This window comes from Paenibacillus ehimensis NBRC 15659 (genome assembly GCF_004000785.1).
Taxonomy (GTDB): Bacteria; Bacillota; Bacilli; order Paenibacillales; family NBRC-103111; genus Paenibacillus_G; species Paenibacillus_G ehimensis.
In genome coordinates, this window is the sequence record NZ_BILX01000006.1 from 101549 (window position 1) to 121906 (window position 20358).

18 protein-coding genes are annotated in these 20358 nt (G+C 52.7%); 3 read left to right on the plus strand and 15 right to left on the minus strand.

The window, feature by feature from the left end; translation table 11 throughout:
• Positions 1 to 105 precede the first annotated feature (105 nt).
• The 4 genes from PEH01S_RS05645 to PEH01S_RS05660 form a co-directional block, all read right to left on the minus strand.
• Positions 106 to 900 (minus strand): SDR family NAD(P)-dependent oxidoreductase, encoded by a 795-nt coding sequence (locus PEH01S_RS05645; protein ID WP_127484226.1) that lies wholly within the window; start codon positions 898 to 900, stop codon positions 106 to 108.
• A gap of 109 nt (positions 901 to 1009) precedes the next feature.
• Positions 1010 to 2038 carry a helix-turn-helix transcriptional regulator gene (locus PEH01S_RS05650; protein ID WP_127484227.1) on the minus strand — a complete coding sequence of 343 codons (1029 nt, stop codon included), beginning with the start codon at positions 2036 to 2038 and terminating at the stop codon, positions 1010 to 1012.
• 75 nt (positions 2039 to 2113) lie between these two features.
• Positions 2114 to 3070, minus strand: coding sequence for a primosomal protein DnaI (gene dnaI, locus PEH01S_RS05655; RefSeq protein WP_025850120.1), 957 nt, complete (start codon positions 3068 to 3070; stop codon positions 2114 to 2116).
• An 81-nt stretch (positions 3071 to 3151) separates the two neighbouring features.
• Positions 3152 to 4651 carry a replication initiation and membrane attachment family protein gene (locus PEH01S_RS05660; RefSeq protein ID WP_127484228.1) on the minus strand — a complete coding sequence of 500 codons (1500 nt, stop codon included), beginning with the start codon at positions 4649 to 4651 and terminating at the stop codon, positions 3152 to 3154.
• 234 nt (positions 4652 to 4885) lie between these two features.
• Between PEH01S_RS05660 and PEH01S_RS05665 the strand changes: the two genes are divergently transcribed.
• Positions 4886 to 5824, plus strand: a complete 939-nt coding sequence (locus PEH01S_RS05665) for a DMT family transporter (RefSeq protein ID WP_025850118.1) — start codon at positions 4886 to 4888, stop codon at positions 5822 to 5824.
• Between the two features lie 11 nt (positions 5825 to 5835).
• Here PEH01S_RS05665 and PEH01S_RS05670 read toward each other — a convergent pair whose 3' ends face one another.
• Positions 5836 to 6120, minus strand: a complete 285-nt coding sequence (locus PEH01S_RS05670) for a YuiB family protein (RefSeq protein WP_025850117.1) — start codon at positions 6118 to 6120, stop codon at positions 5836 to 5838.
• Between the two features lie 400 nt (positions 6121 to 6520).
• On the opposite strand from PEH01S_RS05670, the gene hemQ reads away from it, so the two are divergent.
• Entirely contained in the window at positions 6521 to 7267 is a 747-nt protein-coding gene (gene hemQ, locus PEH01S_RS05675) for a hydrogen peroxide-dependent heme synthase (RefSeq protein ID WP_025850116.1), read from the plus strand.
• Positions 7268 to 7335: 68 nt separating this feature from the next.
• Here hemQ and PEH01S_RS05680 read toward each other — a convergent pair whose 3' ends face one another.
• Positions 7336 to 7593 carry a hypothetical protein gene (locus PEH01S_RS05680; protein ID WP_010493665.1) on the minus strand — a complete coding sequence of 86 codons (258 nt, stop codon included), beginning with the start codon at positions 7591 to 7593 and terminating at the stop codon, positions 7336 to 7338.
• 4 nt (positions 7594 to 7597) lie between these two features.
• Positions 7598 to 8788, minus strand: coding sequence for an NAD(P)/FAD-dependent oxidoreductase (locus tag PEH01S_RS05685; RefSeq protein WP_025850115.1), 1191 nt, complete (start codon positions 8786 to 8788; stop codon positions 7598 to 7600).
• Between the two features lie 418 nt (positions 8789 to 9206).
• Between PEH01S_RS05685 and PEH01S_RS05690 the strand changes: the two genes are divergently transcribed.
• Positions 9207 to 10193: an NAD(P)/FAD-dependent oxidoreductase gene (locus tag PEH01S_RS05690; protein ID WP_025850114.1), complete on the plus strand. Its 987-nt coding sequence runs from the start codon at positions 9207 to 9209 to the stop codon at positions 10191 to 10193.
• 97 nt (positions 10194 to 10290) lie between these two features.
• On the opposite strand, the gene PEH01S_RS05695 is transcribed toward PEH01S_RS05690, so the two are convergent.
• From PEH01S_RS05695 to PEH01S_RS05730, 8 genes are all read right to left on the minus strand, one after another.
• The gene (locus tag PEH01S_RS05695; RefSeq protein WP_025850113.1) at positions 10291 to 11127 is read right to left on the minus strand and encodes a carbohydrate ABC transporter permease; all 837 of its coding nucleotides are present in this window, start codon (positions 11125 to 11127) and stop codon (positions 10291 to 10293) included.
• Positions 11128 to 11142: 15 nt separating this feature from the next.
• Positions 11143 to 12036 carry a carbohydrate ABC transporter permease gene (locus PEH01S_RS05700; protein WP_025850112.1) on the minus strand — a complete coding sequence of 298 codons (894 nt, stop codon included), beginning with the start codon at positions 12034 to 12036 and terminating at the stop codon, positions 11143 to 11145.
• A 70-nt stretch (positions 12037 to 12106) separates the two neighbouring features.
• Entirely contained in the window at positions 12107 to 13390 is a 1284-nt protein-coding gene (locus PEH01S_RS05705; RefSeq protein WP_127484255.1) for an ABC transporter substrate-binding protein, read from the minus strand.
• Between the two features lie 323 nt (positions 13391 to 13713).
• Positions 13714 to 14883, minus strand: coding sequence for a GntR family transcriptional regulator (locus PEH01S_RS05710; protein ID WP_164827688.1), 1170 nt, complete (start codon positions 14881 to 14883; stop codon positions 13714 to 13716).
• A 191-nt stretch (positions 14884 to 15074) separates the two neighbouring features.
• Complete coding sequence (locus tag PEH01S_RS05715) at positions 15075 to 16088, minus strand: ABC transporter substrate-binding protein (RefSeq protein ID WP_127484230.1); 1014 nt, start codon at positions 16086 to 16088, stop codon at positions 15075 to 15077.
• A 27-nt stretch (positions 16089 to 16115) separates the two neighbouring features.
• Positions 16116 to 17192 carry an ABC transporter ATP-binding protein gene (locus PEH01S_RS05720; protein WP_025850108.1) on the minus strand — a complete coding sequence of 359 codons (1077 nt, stop codon included), beginning with the start codon at positions 17190 to 17192 and terminating at the stop codon, positions 16116 to 16118.
• Between the two features lie 12 nt (positions 17193 to 17204).
• A complete protein-coding gene (locus PEH01S_RS05725; RefSeq protein WP_127484231.1) occupies positions 17205 to 18881 on the minus strand; it encodes an ABC transporter permease in 1677 nt (558 codons plus the stop codon).
• A gap of 320 nt (positions 18882 to 19201) precedes the next feature.
• Positions 19202 to 20278: an ABC transporter substrate-binding protein gene (locus tag PEH01S_RS05730; protein WP_025850106.1), complete on the minus strand. Its 1077-nt coding sequence runs from the start codon at positions 20276 to 20278 to the stop codon at positions 19202 to 19204.
• Positions 20279 to 20358: the final 80 nt, after the last annotated feature.

The following is a 20358-nucleotide window of genomic DNA, read 5'->3' on the forward strand; positions in this document are numbered from 1 at the left end:
ATTGTTGGCTTATCGGGAAGAATCAATCACACATAACCCTCCGTTCATTTTAGATAAAGTTAGTATACCAATGCCAATTGGAATTTGCAACCAAATTGAAAAACGTTAAAAAATAGTCGGAACCATTCCCCCATCCATACGGATTGGAGAACCTTTAAATGCGGATGCATAAGGGCTGCACACAAATGTAGTTAGTCTGCCTATTTCAATAGGTTTGATAAATCGCTGTATTTCAGATTGAGGCAGGTTTGTAGTCATAAATTGCTTCTCTTTTTCTGAAAAAGTCATAGCTTCATTAGGGTACATACCCTCAATGATTTGATGCACATTTTCAGAGAGTGTCGGTCCCGGCATGATCGTATTGACTGTGACTTCTGTTCCTATTGTTAATTTCGATAAGCTTTTTGACAATGATAATAGCATTGATTTTGTCATACCATATTGAGGCATTAGACCTGAGGGCATAACGGCTTCCTCGCTCGCAATAAAGATAATGCGGCCATAATTATTTTTCAACATTTTAGGTAAGTAAAATTTAGATAATCCATTGGCAGCAAGAACATTGGTACGGAAGTATTTCTCCCATATTTCATCGTCAACGTCCTCATACTGCATAATTTCATAGATTCCCATATTGTTAACTAAAATATCAATATTCGGGTATTTTTCGAATAAAGCTTCTCTTTGTTGAATATCCACTAAATCGGCTGCAGCATTTTGAGGAGAGGTAGCCGGGAAAGCCGACTTCATTTCCTTTACAGTCCGTTCTACCTCTTCATCATTCCGTCCATTAATTAGTACATGAACTCCTTCTTTGGCAAGTTCAATCGCAATCGCTTTGCCTATACCTTTCGTTGATCCTGTAACTAAAGCTGTTTTATTGGTTAATCCCATATCCATAATACATTTCTCCTTGTGCTCCGGATAGAGATTATATTACCTTGTCTGGATTGTTCAGTAACTGGCATATGGCGCCAAAGTTCTTGTTTAACACGCCAAATGATAAAACTCAGTAAGTACTAGCTCTCTGTAGTGTACCTAAATGTTCAGCACGCCAATTTGAAGGAGTAACGCCTTCCCAAAGGCGGAAGGCACGGTAGAACGAGTTCTGGTCTTCATATCCAATCAAGAAAGCCACTTCTTTAATATCGAGCGAGGGGTCTGCCAAGTACGCCAGTGCCTGCTCATGTCTAGCTTGTGTCAACAGATGCTTGAAGCTCGTGTTTTCTTCGGTAAGTCGGCGCTGCAAGGTACGATCGCTCATCCCCAACTCCTTCGCGACAGCCTGAATATCGGGGCGCCCTCCTGTGAGGCTGCGTTTCATGATCCATTTGACCATCTCGGCAATTGAGCGGCTGCGCTGCTGTTCATCCAACGATCGGTCCAGAACGGGAGTCAGGATCTCCAGCAGCTCTTCGTTGTACGAAACAAAGGGGCGGTCCAGATCTCTTCGGTGCAGCGTCAACCGGTTACATTTTGCGCCAATCCGGATACGGCAGCCGAAGTAAGCTTCGAGGGCCTGTACATCGCCCATTGCGTGCGAAAATTCGACGAGCCGCGCCGTCAAAGGTTGACCCGTGCCCCGCCGCCCAAGCTCCAGAAGACAGGCCAGCGTGATCCCAACCAGCATTGGCGGACCGGGTTGCTCGCTATACAGCCATTCCAGTTCGATTGTACAGTGCTCCCCCTCCTCGATGATACGTAAGCTTTCAGGGGGGCACAGTCGTTTGTACCGGGCCATTCGGTTGAGAGCGTCGCGGTAATCACGAGCGTGGTAAGTCGCTAAGACGGTCGGTGGGTACTTCGCTGTTTCAAAGACGGTCGCAAGCTTGATGATTCCTTTGGCTGTGTCACCAATGAGATCGGAATAAGCCTGCCAGATGGCGAAATATTGGGCGGTGGTAACTACTGGCTCAGTAATAACGGTGAGCGGCAGTCGTGCTTTGCGAGCTATGTCATGGGCGTCAATCCCCAATTGACGTAATGCCGCCCAAAATCCCGGCGGGATTGTAATACGGTCAGAGGGATAAGACTTCATATCTATGGGCCTCCTTTAGCTTCTTACCTAAACAGCATTTTTCGTGTTAAGCAAAAGGAGCGCGACCCTGTAGAATCAGGATCGTGCTCCCCGTTTGTTATACCCGTTCACCATGACCACGTCGACGAACGGCCGAATCCGGTCCATGATGCGCCGTCCTTTGAACTCCTCGTCCCCGTCCTTGCTGGTGAAGCTGAAGTGCTTCTCCAACGCGTCCAAATCGTGATTGGACGTGAAGAACGTCGGCTTGCGGTTCATCCGGTAGTTCAGGATCGCTCCCATCACATGGTCGCGAAGCCAAGGGTTCAAATTCTCCGCCCCGATATCGTCGAAGACGAGCAGGTCCGTCTCCTTCAACACATCGATCGTTTCCTTGAGCTTAAGCGGATCTTGGAACATCGTTTTCAAATCCTCGGCAAAATCCGGCATGTACACGATCGCCCCGCTGTAGCCTTCTTTTGCCAGCTCATAGAGTAAATAGCACATTAGAAACGTCTTGCCCGTTCCGAAATGGCCGGCCAAATACAAGCCCGTGGGCTGAAGCCCCTGCTGCCGGATGCTGAAAATATACTCCATTACCCGGCCGACCGCTTCTTCCCGGTCCGGATCTTTATCGAGAATTTCGAGCGACGAGTACCCTTGGGACAGCGCCCGCTCGTCCACATAAAAGCTCCGAATCCGGCTGCGGACCGCATCCTGCGTCGCTCTGGCGATAAATTTCTTGCATGCGACCTTCTGGTCGTACACCCGGGTCCAATCTTCTCCCGGCTCGATATTCAGCATCGTGTAATGGCCTTCCATATCGTTCGGACACCGGTCCAGCCCCGGGCAATTGTTGCAATTGTTATATTCCGTAATATATTGGTGCAGCTTGTTCAAATTCAGCTTGATCGTCTGGCTGTCGAGCTCCGGGTGCTTGGCTCTCAGCTTCACGATCAGCGGATCGGATGCAATTTCCCGCACCTTTTTTTCCGCCTGCTGCAACAACTGACGGCCTTGGCCGCCCCGCAAAAGTTCCCCAAGCGACTCCATCCGCTGCACCTCCCCATGAATTGCCAGCCGGGCATTCGCCTATACCTCTTGTACGCATAAACTCCGACGCTTCTCTAACTTCTACAGCTTGCCGTCGAGCTGCTGCGCCATTTTGCGGAGCGCTTCCCGCTCGGCCGCAGACAGCGTTTTGGCTGCCGGCGTATCCTTGACGATCGGAATGACCGGCTTCTGCCGCCCCCGGCCTCCCCGGGCCGGAGCGCTCGCACTGGTTGCGCCTGCGCTGCGGCGCGTCCGCTGCTGCTCCTGATACTTCATCTGCTCGCGGATGTACTGCACCGCTTCTTCGAACGTATTGACCTGCTTGGCCAGCATGTCCGTGACGCTGAACTCGATGGACGCTCTCGACCAGGAACGTTTATTGACATACATGTAATGAATCAAGACGTTCATGACTTCCTCGCGCAGGCCATAGTTCAAATCGACCTTGGCCAGCGTATCGAGCAGCCCGTCCGGGATCGAGCCCTGGCTGAAGATCTTCTCCAGCAAGAACGTATACGGCTCATTGCGCAAAATGTAGTTGTATTGATGCTGGTTGCATTCCCCTTGAAACAAATCGGGCACTTCGAGGTAATATTCCATCTCGACGATTTTGTCTCCCGCCGGTTCCGTGCTCTTGCTTGCGCGGTCTTTTTCGCCGTTTTTTTCCGCAATCCTCGCCATATACCGTGTCCGCTCTTCGGTCCGCTTTTTGTCCTGCCGGAACACTTGGTTCGCCTTGTGCTGCAGCAGTTCGAGCACGATACGGCCTTCTTCGTCGAACACGCCGTCTTCGTCCAAAAGCCGGCATACGTCGGTCAGGAACAGGTTGTACTTTTTCGCTACAAAATTGATCGTCGCCAGCTGCTCCGGCTCGTACTTGAGCCGTTCCACAAAGTCCCGGTTCACCGATTCCCGCGGGAAGTGCATAATGATCTCCGCATACGAGTAGCCCTTGTACACGACCTCCGGCTTCGCTTCGGCAGGCTTGGCCGCCGCCGATTCGAAAAACGCCTTCTCCAGCTCGTGATCGATCACCTGCGTGTTCAGACGGAACAGCTCGTAGAACGGCACGGACAAATTTTCGGTGTTGGCGTCCGCCATTTCCTGCGCTTCGGGCAGCACCAGCTCGTCCCGCAGCGCAAACACCGCATATTTGCCGACCTTATCCCGCAGCAGCAGCGTCAGATGCTGATTCCGGAAAAATTCCGTCGGCGGCAGGGGCGCAAACAGCGTGTACTCGTATACGTAATCATCCGAAGCGGCCGCAAACCGGCGCGACGTCTTGAGCAGTCCCACCGCCTCAAGCCTTGAAGTCTGCTCGATGAACAGCTTCCGGCCGTTCTCGCTCGATTCCAGCTCCAGAGCCAGAAACAGCTTGCGCTGCTGCTCCATCGCCGAATGCCCGACCTTGTCCGCAGGCAGCTGCTGAAACAGCGTCATGTATACGCTGACGGCGTAAGCGCCGATCATCGGCTGATACACCGCGGCCATCATCTTATAATCCAAGCTGCTTAAAGCGAAATCCCGCACCACATAGAAACGGTGATATTCGGAAAAATGCAGCAAATTCGTTATCCGCATTCGGTTCAAAACTCCATCCGTGATTCAAATGTTTACCCTCCATTTTACCACACAAATCGACAAAGAGGGTAGAAGGAAAAAGCAGGCTGCGGAGACCCTTGGATCGATAGATTTTCACGCTGCATCCATATTTCGATGATAATCGAATTGTAAAGCCGTTACAATAACGAACAGATCCGGAAAAGTTCACGGTTTCCCCGGAATTTCCAGCTCATTACGAAAGGTGAGGAAAATATGAATCCGATCTATTACGGGCTCCTTGTTCTGGCCACAACTTCCTTAATGGGCTCGTCCTTCGCGATTGGGAAAATGGGGATGGCCTACTTCTCTCCGCTCCTATTGGTCGGGTGCCGCTTTACGATTGCAGGCTTGCTTATGGTTTTATGGATAATGAGGAGGCCTTTTCCGCAAACAGCCCGACACTGGACCAAATTATTTCTCATCGGACTGTTTCAAACCGCGGGAGTGATGGGCTGTATCTTCTTGAGCCTCCGAACCATTACAGCCGGCGAGTCGTCGATCCTTACCTTCCTGAACCCCCTTCTTGTCGTCTTGCTGGGCACCCTGTTTCTTGGCATCCGATACCGGTTCTCCCAATGGCTGGGGGTGATCTTCGGCTTTATCGGGGTATACGTCACGCTCGGATTTCATTTGCAGTGGCAGGTCGGTACGATTTTGGGACTGGGAGCCGCTCTCTGCTGGTCCATCGGGACCGTTCTGATCAAAAAATGGGGCGCCGCCTTTCACCTGCGGGTGCTTACCGCTTTTCAGATGCTTTTTGGCGGACTGGTTCTGCTTGGGATGAGCGTCACTCTGGAGACGCCGAAGCTCATCGTCACTCCGGCTTCCGTGTTTATTCTTCTATGGCTGGCCGTCATGGCCTCCATCGTCCAATTCGCCGTCTGGTTTTACCTGCTGGAAAAAGGAGATCCCGGAAAAACGAGCGCCTTTTTATTTTTGGCTCCGTTTTTTGGCGTGCTGTCGGGCTGGCTGCTTCTGGATGAAGTGATTAAATGGTACGTCTATGCAGGCGGAGTTCTGATTTTCCTTGGCATTTTTCTGGCAAACTGGTCGCCTGCCGGCCGAAAACTCCGCACCGGACAAACTAACGTAAGTCGTATTTTTGATACAAAAAAACACCCCCATCCGTACCGGAACCCGCCGGAGGGATAGGAGCGCTTTCACTAAAACATTTTAAACCCTTTTTGACGCAAGGATTTGATCGTAGAGCCGCTGAGGATGGCGCCGATCAGGCCGCCGACAGCCGGGACATAATCCGCGAAGGAATATTCGGCCAGGTTCGAAGCGAGCGAGCCGGTGCCCCAGCCCCAATAAATGACCAGTCCGATCATGAGCGCTATATACCCGTAAATGGGGAACCAAGTCGTTTTCATAAGCATGTTTAGAATAAAACCGAGCCCGAAAAACAGCACGAACAGCAGCACGGTTACGATGATCAATTGCAGCAAAGCGGACAGCTCCTTTCCATATGCCTATATTGTATAAAAAAACAAAGGCGCGGTAAAGTGAGCCGTTGTGAACGAAATATGAAACCTGGCGGTGCGGCGGGCTAGAAAAAGGAACGGATGAAGCGGTACCAGCCGATGGCCGCGATCCAGAACGGGATGCTGATGAGCGTCCCCATCAAAATGCCTAGCGTTAACCGGTTTGTCATGACGGACGCCTCCTTTAACAGGTACATCGGCATACGGGCTCCGAATTGTAATAGCATTTTTTCCGGGAAGCCGTTCACAAAAAGTTTACCGTTTCGTCACGCACCCGCATTTGCCCTTTGCGGCCGATTTCGCTACAATAAAACAAGCAGCTGGCAGCAGTGCCCATATTGAAGGAATAAGGGAGTGTCCGTTAATGAGTGAAGTCGTACATCCATTGGATGGCTGGTATAGCTTGCATGATTTCCGCGCTATCGATTGGAACGCCTGGAAAAGCTTGACCGCCCAAGAAAGAGCGCGCGCCGAGGACGAGCTGTACACCCTGCTCGGCAAATACCAGAGCACCGAGGACCAGAAGCAGGGCAGCACCGCGTTTTATTCCATTGTCGGACAAAAAGCCGATTTCGTCTTCATGCATCTGCGTGAAACGCTGGAAGAATTGAACGAGCTGGAAACCGAGTTTAACAAATCCATGTTCGCGCAAGTGACGATTCCGACGTATTCTTACGTCTCCGTGGTCGAGCTCGGCGCTTATATGGCCAAGCCGGGAACCGATCCGATGCAGGACCCGGATGTGGTTGCGCGCCTCAAACCGATCCTGCCGAAAGCGGGACATATCTGCTTCTACCCGATGAACAAGAAGCGCGAGGGCAACGACAACTGGTATATGCTGCCTGCCGAAGACCGCCGCAACTTTATGCGCGGACACGGCATGATCGGCCGCAATTATGCCGGCAAAGTGAAGCAAATCATCGGCGGCTCCATCGGTCTCGACGATTGGGAATGGGGCGTTACGCTGTTCGCGGACGATGCGCTGCAATTCAAGAGAATCGTCCATGAAATGCGCTTTGACGAAACGAGCGCCCGCTTCGGGGAGTTCGGCGATTTCTATGTCGGCAACTTGCTGAATCAAGAGAAAATGGCTTCGATGCTGAAGCTGTAACGGGCCCATCAGCCCAAAAAAACCCTTGCTGGCATTCGCCGAAACGAAAGCTGCAAGGGTTTGCTCGTTTATTCGTCATCCTCGTCCAAGAGCTCCAGCTCTTTGCGCCGCAAGTACTCTTCCGTATCCCGGTCGCGCTGCCGCGATTTTTCCTTCAGCCGCTCGATGGCCGGAAGAATGAGGATGTCGATTTCTTTCTGCACGATATACGACAGGTCGTAACGGTTCTGCGATTCGAGGTAATGACCTACTTCAAGGAGGGCGTTGTACCGGTCAAGCTCCTCACGGGTCAGCAACCCCCGAACCTGAATGCTGCAGTTGCGCATCGGTCTAGAAGCGGCCTTTCTTCAGCACAAGCGGAATACCGCCGATAATGTACAAGTAGCGCAGGTCGATGAGCTTTTTCATCACGGCCGCCGTGCCGCCCTTGATCTTCTTGGAGCCGACGATCCCGATCGCTTCGCCGCGTCCGAGAGAGGCTACGGTGCCTTTCGGTTTATACTCGAACTTTTTCAGCTCGGAGCCGCGGATTTGCGCTACCAGATTGTGCGCGCACACCTCGGCTTGCTGCATCGAGATTTGCGCCGTTGGCGGATACGGACGGCCTTCCGGGCTCATCACGATCGAGCAATCGCCGAGCACGTAGATGTTGTCATGCCCCGGAGCATGCAGCGTATCGTCGACCTTGATGCGGCCGCGCATCGTCTCGAAGCCGGCTTCCTCCAGCATATGGTTGCCGCGAATGCCGCCTGTCCAGATCACGGTAGCGGATTTGATTTCTTCACCGGTTGCAAGCACGACGCCGTCCGGGGTGCACTCTTTGATGGCGGTCGCGATTTTGAACGTGACGCCTTTGTTTTTCAATACGTTCATCGCGTACTCCACAAGCTCGGGATCGAAGCCCGGAAGCGCCGTCGGAGCCGCTTCGATGTTATATATTTTTACGAGGGATGGATCCACGTCGAATTCTTTGCACAGGTCCGGAATCCGGTCGGCCAATTCACCGACAAACTCGATCCCGGTGAAGCCGGCGCCGCCCACAACGAAAGTCAGATAATCGGTGCGGGAAGGCTCGCGCTTGAACTTCGCGAATTGGTACTCGACGTGCTCGCGGATGAAGCGGACGCTGTTGATGGAGCGAATATTCATCGCATATTCCTTCAGCCCCGGAATGCCGAACGTTTCCGGTTCGCCGCCCAGGCCGATGACCAGGTAATCGTAAGAGAGCGTGCCCTCTTCCAGAATGACTTTTTTCTCTTGCGGCCGAATTTGAACAACGGTCGATTTCACGAAATCGATCTTGAACTCGTCGATCAGCTTGAGAATGTTCACGCGTGCATTTTCCGGATTATCTGTCCCTGCAGCAGGCATATGCAGATGGGTCGTAATGTAATGATAGTCGTGTTTGTTTACGAGCGTGACGTCGGCTTCATTATAATTCAGCTCTTTTTGCAAACGAATAGCCGTTACGATACCGCCGTAGCCTGCGCCTAAAATGACTATTCTTGGAATTCGACTCATGGTTCTATCCCTTCCATCACATATTTTTCTATATAGTATATGAGTTTGAAAACTGTTTGTGAAATTTTACACAAGCAACGCCGAAAAATGGTTTTCCTTCCTACAGGGTTCCCTCCGGCGTTTGAAAATATAAGCAAATGATGTGTATTTATACCACAGTTTTAACCAATTCAAATGCAATAATATAATGATACGAGGCAAATAGCAAGTTTTATTTTGTTTAAAAACCCAAGAAAATCGCCAAACTAACCATGGTATCCCCTCGATTCCTTCGGCTGCTGCCTTTTGCCATATAAAAACTTTATCAGGCTAATTAATTATATCACTCATTGAAAAGTTTAATTTATATTTTCATGCCGTAACCGTACGATTATAATTAGAATGGACTTTACTATGTTTCGGAGGTGTTTGACCCACCATGAGCAGCGAAATCGTCGACATTATTATCGTGGGCGGCGGCCCGGCAGGGATGTTTGCGGCGTTTTACGGAGGAATGCGCCAAGCTTCCGTTAAATTGATTGAAAGCATGCCACAACTGGGCGGTCAGCTCGCAGCGCTTTATCCGGAGAAATACATCTATGACGTAGCCGGCTTTCCGAAGGTAACGGCGCAAGAGCTTGTGAATAATTTGGAAGCGCAAATGAAGCATTTCCCGCTCTCCATCTGCCTGGAAGAAAAGGTAATGAAGGTGGAGAAAAAAGACGAGCGCCTGTTCGAAGTTACGACGGACAAAGGCGTGCATCAATCTAAAGCGGTCATCATTACCGGAGGCGTCGGCGCGTTCGAACCGAGAAAGCTTGAACTCCCGGAAGCCGCGCAGTACGAGAAGAAAAATCTGCACTACTTCGTCAGCGACCTTCACCGCTTCGCAGGCCAAAAGGTACTGATCAGCGGCGGGGGCGATTCCGCGGTAGACTGGGCTCTGATGCTGGAACCGATCGCGGAGAAGGTCACGCTGATTCACCGCCGCGACAAATTCCGCGCGCATGAGCACAGCGTCGAGAATCTGATGAAGTCCAAGGTGGAAGTTATCACTCCGACCGAAATCAAGAAGCTCGAAGGCCGCGACCAAATCGAGCAAGTCACGCTGGCCAACTGCAAGTCGGGCGAAGAGCGCGTCATCGATGTCGATGCAGTGATCGTCAACTTCGGCTTCGTTTCCTCCCTCGGCCCGATCGCCGAATGGGGACTCAACATCGACAACGGCTCCATCGTCGTCGACTCGCGGATGGAAACCAGCATCCCGGGCATTTTCGCTGCCGGCGATATTACGACGTACCCCGGCAAGCTGAAGCTCATCGCTGTCGGCTTCGGCGAAGCGCCGACCGCCATCAATAACGCGAAGGTGTACATCGATCCGACAGCCAAGCTGTCTCCGGGTCACAGCAGCAACATGAAATTGTAAAAATGCTTCATCTATATAGGCTTTAACGAAAAGATCGCTCTGCTTCGGTAATGAGCGATCTTTTTATTATTACACAGCACAAGTCCCAGCGAATCAGTTACCCCTTAATTCCTGAAAACGTAATTCCCTGAATAAATTTTTTCTGGGTGAAGAAAAACAAAATCACGACGGGAACCGTCATCATCGTAGCCACCGCCATCATGAGCCCCCACTCCGACCCCTTCTGATTCTGAAACTGCTGAAGCCCGAGCGACATCGTATACGAGGCTTCATTCGTCAAGTAAAGCAAGGGACCGATAAAATCCGTCCAGCTGTTCATAAATTGAAACAGCGCAACCGACAAAACGGCAGGTTTGGCTAACGGAAGAATGACCTTCCAATAAATCGTGAATTCGTGCGCCCCGTCGATTCTGGCCGCATCCAGCAATTCATCCGGAAGCCCGAGGAAAAACTGCCTGAGCAAAAAAATAAAAAACGGAGCGCCGAAGAACAAGGGAACGATTAAAGGCAGCGGCGTGCCGACCCATCCCAGCTTGTTAAACAACACGAATAACGGAATCATCGTCACCTGACCGGGAATCATCATCACCGCTACCGTAAGCGCGAACAGCGCTTTTTTGCCGTTCCATCTCAGTTTGGCGAAGCTGTAGGCGATTAACGGACACGAGAGGACCGCGCCCGCCGTGCTTAGAACGGTAATGACAACCGTGTTCTTGAGATAGGTGAAGAACGGGATGTACACCATGGCGTCAGAGTAATTTTTCCACGTAAACGGCTTCGGAATCCACTCCGGAGGCCAGGTGAATATTTGCGTAGACGGCTTGAGCGAGGTAGAGACCAGCCATATAAACGGCGTAATGAAAAAGACGGAAGCCAGAAGCAAAACCGCATGGGCCGACACGCTCGCCAGCCTGCTCTTCAATTTTTGGTTCACCGTGGACTCGCCTCCTCATTTCCCCTGATAATGAACCCACCGCTTGGAGGTCGCAAATAAGATTCCCGTCAGCAGCATGATCGCCAAGAACAGGAGCCAGGCCATCGCCGAAGCATAGCCCATTTTGAAATATTTGAACCCGTTATCATATAAATGCATGACGTAGAACATGAGCGAATGGGCCGGCGTTCCCTGCCCTTTGGTGAGCGTATACGGCAAAGTAAATTGTTGAAACGCCCCGATGACGCCCATGACCAGATTAAAAAAAATAACCGGCGTCAGCAAAGGCAGCGTGACGTTTCGAACTTTCTGCAGCCAGTTGGCCCCATCCACTTCCGCCGCGTCATAGTAATCCTGCGAAATATCCTGCAAACCGGCTAAATAGATGACCACGGCCTGACCGATTCCCCACAAGGACATCAGGATGAGGGACGGCTTGGACCAAAATTCGCTTCCCAGCCAAGCGGGACCGGCGATCCCAAGCTTATCCAGCATGCCGTTCACCAGGCCGAAATGGGGATTCAGCAGCCACATCCACAAGACGGCCAGAGCGACTTGGGGAACCAGCGTCGGCAAAAAATAAATCGTCCGGTAAATCGCCATCCCCTTCACCTTCATGTTCAAAAACAAGGCGAGCAGAACGCCGGACACAATGCTGAGCGGAACAAAGAACACGGCGAAGTATACGGTATTAAAGACTGCCGCCCAAAATACCTTGTCCTCCATCAGCTCGCGGTAATTGTTAAAACCGATGAACTCCCCCGGCTCCAAAATGCTGTAGGTGGTAAAGCTGAAGTAGATGGAAGCAGCCAGCGGGAGAAGGAAAAAGATCAACAGGCCGATCAGCCAGGGCGAAGCAAACAACCAACCGTACAGCCTTTCGCCGGCTTCCACACTTTGTCTTTTCATCGCCGAACCTCCTGTGGCGGCAGCGGGAGAGAAGCCGGAAGGCGGCTCCTCTATCGTGCCCTCTCCAAAACTATTTATGTAATTCGGAGTTCACTTTTTGAGAGACTTCCTGCAAAATGTCTTTCGGCGTCCCTTTATCATGAATCGCGCTGTCTCTGGCTCGGGATAATTCGTTCCACAATAAGGAACCTGCGGAAATGACAGGCCGGTTATGGGATTGCGGAAGAATCTCCGCGAATTTCTTCGTGGCCGGATCTTTAATCCCTTCGTTGACCGATTGGATGGTCGCCAGATTGCCGGTCGTCTCGCTGAATATTTTTTGCCCGTCCTTCCCGGCCGCGAATTTAATGAATTTCCAGGCGGCATCCACATTTTTCGCGCCCTTGGGGATGATGTAGCTGAACCCGCCCGACCAGCTCGTAAAATTGTCGCCAGTCGGCGTAGGAATCGGCGTTACGCCGTAATTGAAATCCGGCTTGTATTTTTTGATTCCGGCAATGCGCCACGGGCCGCTCACGGTCATGCTAAGCTGGCCGGTCAGGAAGGGATTATCTGCTCCCGAGCCCGCCGAATCGGTAAAAGCGGCGACATCCTCAATGTTGTATTTTTTGGCGTAATCGCGCATCCATTCGAGCGCTTTGACCACATTCGGGTGATCCGCCGTTACCTTGTCGGCCGTTTTGTCATAGAAGTCGCCGCCGAAGGCCCAGCCCCACGTATAAATCCAGCCCTGATCGTACCAAGGGATAAATCCAATCCGCTCGAACCGCTTGCCTGTCTTCTTGGTCAGCTTCTCCGCCGCGGCTTCAAGCTCGGCAATCGTCTTCGGAGGATGTTCCGGGTCCAGCCCGACCTCCTTGAATTGATCCTTGTTATAATATAAAAGCCGAGCGTCCGTATCGTTCGGAAGTCCGTACAGCTTTCCTTTGTACGTCGCTTCGGCCATGGCAAATTCATAGTAGTCGGAGGCGTTGATCTGGTCGGTCTTCGCTTTATCGGTCAGATCGGTCAAGGACCCGCGCGCTGCCCAAGAACCGATTTCGAACCGGTCGAAATAAGCCGCATCGGGAGGATTTCCGCCCGCGATGGCAGCCAGAAGCTTCTCGTTCTGACCTTCGCCTTGCCGGGCGATATAAGTCATGTCGACTTGGATATCGGGATTCTGCTCGTGGAACGCTTTGACGATTTTCTCAAGCGCCTCTTTCTCCGTATCCGTATTGCCGTGCCAAAAGGTCACCTTTGTTTTTCGCGCGCCGGTTCCGTTTCCGGAATCCCCGCTGCCCGACGAACATCCGATTAAAACAGCCGAAAGCGCTATCAACGATGCAAACGATACCATTAAGTATTTGTTCATAGGTTTCACCGGATTGCCTCCCCATTTTGTAATCGGCTGCACAACCTGTAAAGGCTTTCATAATGAACGATGCCTGCTTCCTGCTTCGCTCTCCCCCTTTTGCCTAAAAATAAAAGCATATTGGTATACCAACTATTATATATCAACATGCTAATTATATTAACACCATCTTATATTTGTGTCAATTCAGTGATTTTATTACAAAAGGCATATTAATTTGCTTGTTTTGGCGATTTTTGTTGCAAAATATCGATCCATCCCGATATTGCTTTTGATTTTTTTTCACAAAAAAATATGGTATACCAATATACCATATCAGAGAATCAATATTCTTTTTCCTCCCGGACATCGGATGGTCTGATTTTTAGCTTAAAACCGACGGGGTTCAGCAGCGGGACCTCCCGGCGCTCCAACTGCGCCAACAGCAGCTCCGCCGCCTTTCGTCCGATCTCCCGTTCGTCTTGAAGAATATGCGTAAAAGGATAATCCCCGGGGCGGGAGTAAATCATATCGAAGCATACGATTTCGCAATCCCGATAGCTGTCGAGCTGACGAAGCGCATGGGAGAGGAGAATTGCATTGTCGTACTCACAAGCGAATATGGCGGTAATCGAACGGTTTTGCTCCAAAAAAGCTTGCAGCGGTCCGGTATCCCACTCCAGTGGATCGCCCGCTTCGTGGACCGATGTATTCAGGACAGGCATGTCCGTGAAGATGGCGTTTACCCCGATCGCCTTCCTCCGCTTCAAAAATGCGCCGGTAAAGCCCTGAATCCGCTCCTCGATCGATGACGTGTTGTCGGCCGGAGCCGAGACGAAAACAACCTGCTCATGCCCTTGGTCGAGCAAATAGTCCGTCAGCGCTCCGGCCGCTTCTTTGTGATCGGTATATACGGAGCAAGCCGGAATCCCGGGGAGATATTTATCGATTAATACGAGGGGAAATTTTCGATATACCAGCTTCAACAGTTCCTCGTTGTAATGCTCTCCGTTGACAGGAGATACGATCAGACCGTCTACGCCGTAGTCGAGCAGCGAACGGATGAATTGCTCCTCCAGCTCCTTCTTGCCGTACGTGCATTTTACGATTAAATGATAATTCCGCGCCGAAAGCGTCTTTTCCACCGTACGGAGGATGTTGAGCCCGAAGGAAGCGGAAAAATACGAAGCAATGATGCCGATCGTTACTTTCTCCGTTGCGCCGCCGGGCGGACTGCCCGGACGGAAGGAGTCTTCCGTGTCCGCAGAATGACCGAATTCAGGGATGCGCGCGCCGTCAAAATGCTCCGAAACATAGGACCCCTTGCCGCGGATTCTGGTGACGACGCCGTACTGTGCGAGTTTCTCCAGCGCTTTTTTGGACGTGATCCGGCTGACCCCGAATTGATCCGCCAATTCTTTTTCCGACGGGACTCTTTCTTTCGGCTTAAGCTGCCCGAGTTCGATTTTTTTCAACAAATGCCGGATTATTTTCTCGTAGATCGGAGTCCCCATTACTTCATCCCTCTTACTTGTTATGTTAACATACCAATTAAAGTTTAACATAGCGCATTGTTGCAGGCAAATAGGAAATTCCCATCCACAGGAAATAGAAAAAACCGGCCGAGGGCCGGGTCTATGGAGTCAACCGATGCGTTAACCGTCTGAAAAAATGAAAGGCACCAATCCGCTGCATGCTGTCAGAATTATCGCCCGCCCTGCACTTCCTTTACCCACCGCTCGATCAGCCGGCTGCGGTTGGCCCCCGCCCATGTCTGATCGTACGGCACGACGCTCAGCGCGTCCAAAGCGACCGCTTCCTCGGGAGATACCGCCTCCCGGTTCGTCAGCCACTGGTAGTTGCCGACCTGCTTGCCGAGCTCCTGCGCCTGCTTCGTGAGCGCCCAATCGATAAAAGTCTGCGCTTCCTTCTCATTCGGACCGCCACGGATCATCCCCATCGCGCCGATTTCGTATCCGGTGCCTTCGCCCGGATAATGGATCAGCAGATCGCGAAAGCCTTCCTTGTAAAATTTGACGGCGTCGTGCGCGAACATGACGGCCGTTCCCGCTTCGCCCATCCCGACGCTGCGCCCGGGCGTGCTCCCGCTTGTCGTATAGCTTCGGACCTGCCCTTGCAGCTTCTTCAAATAGTCGAACGCTTTCTCTTCGCCCCACAGCTGTACGAGCGTGGCCAATATTGTATAAGCCGTACCCGAGGATCTCGGATCGGCCATGACGATCATGCCTTTATACTTCGGATTGAGCAGATCCTCCCAGGTTTGCGGTACGGATAGACCTACGTCCTGCAGCCATTTGCGGTTGGAGACCAGCGCCAGAGCGCCGACGTACACGCCGATCCAGTAATTGTCCGGGTCCTTGTATTTCTCGTCGATCCATTTGGCATTCGGCGACAAATAGGGAGCCAGCAGCCCCTCCGCTTTGGCCTGAACGAACGTATCGGCGGGACCGCCGTACCAGACGCTCGCTTTCGGGGCGTTTCGCTCCGCGCGTATGCGCGCCAGGATTTCTCCGCCCGACATGCGGACGTAGGAGGTTTTGATGCCCGTCTCCTTCTGGAACGCTTCCACAACTTTAATCGCGTGGTCTTCGTACAATCCTGCATAAATGGTTAACGTTCCTTTGCGCTCGGAAGCGCAGGAGGCCAGCACAGCAGCGCAAAGGATAAGGATTAATGCTCCCTGCCATCTCTTGTTCATGCCTGCTGCCTCCTTGCTGTCTGTAGATTAGGCCGGAACGACTTGAATCGAATGCTCGGGAAATTCGAGCGTCACGTGCTCCCCGGTCGGGAAGACCGAGCCTGCAACCGGATTATGCTGGGTGACCTGAAACGTTTTGCCGCCGAAATCGATCTCGTATTCCTGCGTTTGTCCCATAAAGACGCTTTTCGTAATGACCGCGTTGTTGTTTGCCGTCTTCGAGACGACGACGGATTCCGGCCGGACGACCAGCGCTACCTGCTGTCCCGCAGTAACTTCCGCATGGTTCGCTGCTACCATTATACCCATTGGCGTATCGATCTCCAAGCGGCCCCCGGCAACCCGTGCCACCTTGCCTTCGACGAAGTTGGCCGAGCCGATAAAGTCGGCGACGAATTTCGTCTTCGGCCGTTGGTAAATTTCCTGCGGCGTACCGATCTGCTCGATCCGCCCTTTGTTCATAACGATGACGACATCGCTCATGTACATCGCCTCGCTCTGGTCGTGCGTGACATAGACCGCGGTAATGCCAAGCGTCCGCTGAATGCGGCGGATTTCGTCGCGCATGACGATGCGCAGCTTGGCGTCGAGATTGGACAGCGGCTCGTCGAACAGCAGCACGCTCGGCTCCATTACGAGCGCCCGGGCCAGCGCAACGCGCTGCTGCTGGCCGCCGGACATTTGGGAAGGCATGCGGTCCTTATACTCGTTCAGGTTCATAATTTCGAGGACGCGCGACACTTTTTCCCGAATGACGGCTTGATCGAATTTTTTGATTTTAAGCCCGTAGGCGACATTGTCCCAAACGTTCAAATGCGGGAACAAAGCGTAGGACTGAAACACCATCGTACAATCCCGCTTATTCGGCGGAATATCGTTGACCGGCTGGTCCCCGAACAAAATTTCACCGGAAGTAATCTCTTCGAAGCCCGCAATCATGCGCAGCGTCGTCGTTTTGCCGCAGCCGGACGGACCGAGCAGCGTGGCGAATTGCCCCTCTTCGATGACCAGATTGACATCGGATACCGCATTGGACGGCTGCTTGGTGCCCAAGCCCGCATAAGCTTTCGTAACCTGTTTGAGCGTGACCGATTTGGCTGCCAAGTCGTTCTCCCCCTACATTAACGTTTTTTCTTTGCTGCCGCCGACGAAGCGAAGCAGCAGGTTAAGCAGCAGCAAGGCTGCGATCATGATCGCGATCAGAATCGTGCAGTACGCGCTGGCGACGCCAATCCGTCCGGATTCCACCTGCGTGAGGATGGACGCCGTGATCAGGTTGTATTTGGCCGAGATGAGGAAAATGACGGCGCTCATCGCGGTCATGCTTTTGACAAAGCCGTACACAAGGCCGCTATAAAAGGCCGGCTTGATGAGCGGCAGAACGACGGTGAAAAAGTTGCGCGCCTGCCCGGCCCCCAAGTTCGTCGCCGCCTCTTCGATCGACGGGTCGATCTGCTGCAAGGACGCGATCCCGGACCGGATGCCGACCGGAATGGCCCGCACGACGAAGGCGACGATAATGATCAGCGCCGTGCCCGTAAGCGCAAGCGGAGCCTGGTTGAATGCCAGAATGTACGAAATTCCGATGACCGTCCCCGGAATGGCGATGGACAGCATGCTGACGGATTCGAGCGCTTTTTTCCCGATGAACTGCTTGCGGACGACCAGGAAGGCGATGATCATGCCGAGCAGGCCGGCAATCGGCGTCGCGATGATCGACAGCAGCAGCGTGTCCTTCATCGATTTTTGACCCAGCGAGAACACGTACTTGTAATGATCCCACGTGAAGCTGTTGTTAATGCCCCACAGCTTGATGAACGAGCCGATCGGCACGAGCAGGTAGAACGCGATGACGATCACCGACAGCAGCATGCACAGCGCGAACAGCGCCTGGCGGGTTATTCCCTTCTCGATCAGACGGCGGCCGTGGGCAGGTTTGCCTGTAACGGTAACGTAGCTTTTTTTGCCGATCCAAAATTTTTGCAGCGCGTAAATCAGAAACGTGATGCTCATCAGCACCATCGCCAGCGCCGCGCCGGCTTGAATGTCGTAGCTGCCAACCGCCTGCAGGTAAATTTCACGGGCGACGGTCGTGTAATTGCCGCCGAGCGTCATCGGATTGCCGAAGTCGGCCAGCGATTGAACGAACACCAGCAGAAACGCATTCGCAATCCCCGGCATCGTCAGCGGCAGCGTGACGTTCAAGAATGTACGCAGCCGCCCGGCGCCCATGTTCATGCTCGCTTCCTCCAGCGACGGGCTGATCGAGCGGAGCAAGCCGGCCAGCACGAGGAAAGCAACCGGGAAGTACGTCAGCGTTTGGACGAGCACCAGGCCTTTGAGGCCGTAAATATTGGCGTTCTCCAAACCAAGCAAATGCTTGGAGACGAAGCCCTGTTTGCCGAACAGCAAAATCGCGGAGAGCGAAATGACGAACGGCGGAGAGATGACGGGCAGAATTGCGACGGCGTTAAACAGCTTTTTGAACGGAACCTTCACGTACGCGAACGTATAAGCGAACATATAGGCGATAGCCGTTGACAGAACGGATACGATGACAGCGAGCAGCAAGGAGTTTTTCAATGCCTCGAAAAGCTGTCCGCCTGACAGAACGCCCACGTACGCGCTGAGCGAAACCGCTCCGTCCGGGTTGATAAAGCTGCTTTTTAAGATTTGATACAGCGGATAGACAATAAATACCGCCAGACACGCCATGACGAGCAGGATGCAGAGCAAAAGCAGCGGTTCCCGCGTCAGTCTGCGGAGCTCGCTTGCGGTACGGTTCCATGACATGGGCCACAGGCTCCTTTCTTAGGTGGGCCGGGACGGTCCTTGGATTTACCCGGGCACGGGAAGATATGTTTAGATTTCTCTGCGAAAAAGTGGAGTATATCCCGTAGGAGTTTACGTCCGCCTTTGAAATCCGTGAAAATACCATGAAAGTCTAATCGAAATTTCGCGGATACATGGGGTCCCCGGAAAGTAATCGAATCTGCTTCAAAGGTTTCCTTCACTTTCTGGGGAGGAGGAGCGGCCGGAGGGACATACTCCACGGCATCGCCGAAAAGAATCTTGCATTTCCCCGCCCCAAATTCAAGGACAGTCCCGGGACATTATTTCTTCACTTCGCTGTTCCACTTGTCGAGCAGACGCTTGCGCTCTTTGCCCGCTTCCGAAGGATCGTATTGGATCGGCTTGATATCGGACAGCTTGATCGCCTTCTCCGGCTCTTTCGCGTCCGGGTTCGTCAAGTTCTGGTAGCTGCCCGTGCGCTGCCCGACTTCCTGCGCGCTTGCGCCGAGCGACCAGTCGATGAATTTTTGCGCCAGCTCTTGGTTTTTCGTATTTTTGATGACCGCGACGGCGCCGGTTTCATAGCCCGTCCCATCCTTAGGGATGGTCAGCTCCAGCGTATCGAAGCCTTCCTCTTGGTACTTGATGATGTCGTGCGCGAACAGTACGCCTACCGCCGCTTCGCCCATCCCGACCATACGCCCCGGAGCGGAACCGCTGGTCGTATACTGCTGAATTTGCGGGTGCAGCTTTTTCAGGTAATCGAACCCTTTGTCTTCCGAGCCTTTCACTTTCAATACCGTGTAGAGAGCGCTGTAGGCCGTGCCGGACGAAGCCGGGTTTGCCATGACGATTTGCCCCTTATACGCGGGATTGAGCAGATCTTCCCACGTTTGCGGCGCCTGCAGGTTATGATCCTTCAGAAACTTCTTGTTCGACGCAAAGCCGAGGAAACCGACATAAATTCCGGTCCAATGACCGTTCGGGTCTTTATACTTGGCATCCACCTTCTCGGCGGCCGGCGATTTGTAAGGCGCGAGCAGCCCTTCGTTCATCGCGGCGACGAACGTGTCCGCCGGACCGCCGTACCAGATATCCGCCTGCGGGTTGTCTTTCTCCGCGCGGATTTTGGCGAGAATCTCGCCCCCGGACATACGGACCATGTCGGCTTGAATCCCGGTGTCTTTCGTGAACTGCTTCATCGCCTCGACAGCGTGGTCTTCCTGGAATCCGACGTATACGGTCAGCTTGCCCTTCGACTTGTCCGTTTTAGCCGCATCGCCTGCTGCCGGAGCAGGTGCAGCCCCGCCGGAAGCAGGCTTGTCGGCGCTGCCGCAGCCGGCAGCTACGGATGCGGTCAAGATTACGGCGAGCGTAGCGGATAGTGCTTTTTTCATCTTTGTAACGACTCCCTTCGGTTGTTTGGATAGCTTTATCATAAGTGAAGCGTTTCCAACCGGGAAGTTTAAGTCTTTGC